General features: G+C 54.6%; 1 protein-coding gene. It reads left to right on the top strand.

Going from position 1 to position 939, the window contains the following annotated elements; all coding sequences use genetic code 11:
* A partial coding sequence (gene gltS, locus ACTHSP_RS20885; RefSeq protein WP_440346873.1) for a sodium/glutamate symporter occupies positions 1-882 on the top strand: 882 nt, incomplete at its 5' end.
* Between the last annotated feature and the right edge of the window lie 57 nt (positions 883-939).

The following is a 939-nucleotide window of genomic DNA, read 5'->3' as shown; positions in this document are numbered from 1 at the left end:
GTCGGTGTCGGCTTGGCGAGCGCATTGGGCTTGGATCCGCTGATTGGCCTGATTACCGGTTCGATTACCCTGACCGGTGGTCACGGTACAGCCGGCGCATGGGGTCCTGACTTTGAAAGCAAATTCGGTCTGACCGGCGCAACCGGTTTGGGTATGGCTTCTGCAACATTCGGCCTGGTATTCGGCGGTTTGATCGGCGGTCCTGTTGCACGCCGTCTGATCAACAAAATGGGTCGTAAACCTGTCGTCAAAACTGCCAAATCCGACGACAACGATGTTGCCGACGACATCTTCGAAAAAGCACAACGTACACGCCTGATTACGGCTGACTCCGCTGTCGAAACGCTCGCGATGTTTGCCGCATGTTTGGCTTTTGCCGAAATCGTCGACGGCTACGACAAAGCCTTCTTCGACCTGCCTAAATTCGTATGGTGTCTGTTTGCAGGTGTGGTCATCCGCAACGTCCTGACTGCAACCTTCAAAGTCAATATGTTCGACCGCGCCATCGACGTATTCGGTAACGCCTCCCTGTCGCTCTTCCTTGCCATGGCTCTTCTGAATCTGAAACTGTGGGAATTGACCGGTCTGGCAGGCCCTGTGACCATCATCTTGGCCGTACAAACCGTCGTGATGATTCTGTACGCCACTTTCGTTACCTACGTCTTCATGGGTCGCGACTACGACGCTGCCGTATTGGCGGCAGGCCACTGCGGCTTCGGTTTGGGTGCCACCCCGACCGCCGTTGCCAACATGCAGTCCATTACCCAAACTTTCGGCCCGTCGCACAAAGCCTTCCTGATTGTACCTATGGTCGGCGCCTTCTTCGTTGACTTGCTCAACGCCGCCATCCTCTCCGGCTTTGTCAGCGTCATCAAAGGCTGATACGTCTGACATAGAAAAGCACTTGCCGCATTTACTTGCTGCAAGTGCTTTTGTTAT

It is taken from the genome of Neisseria sp. P0001.S005, assembly GCF_051963715.1.
Note: the sequence above shows the minus strand (reverse complement) of the source record. Positions and strands in the feature narration are given on the sequence as shown.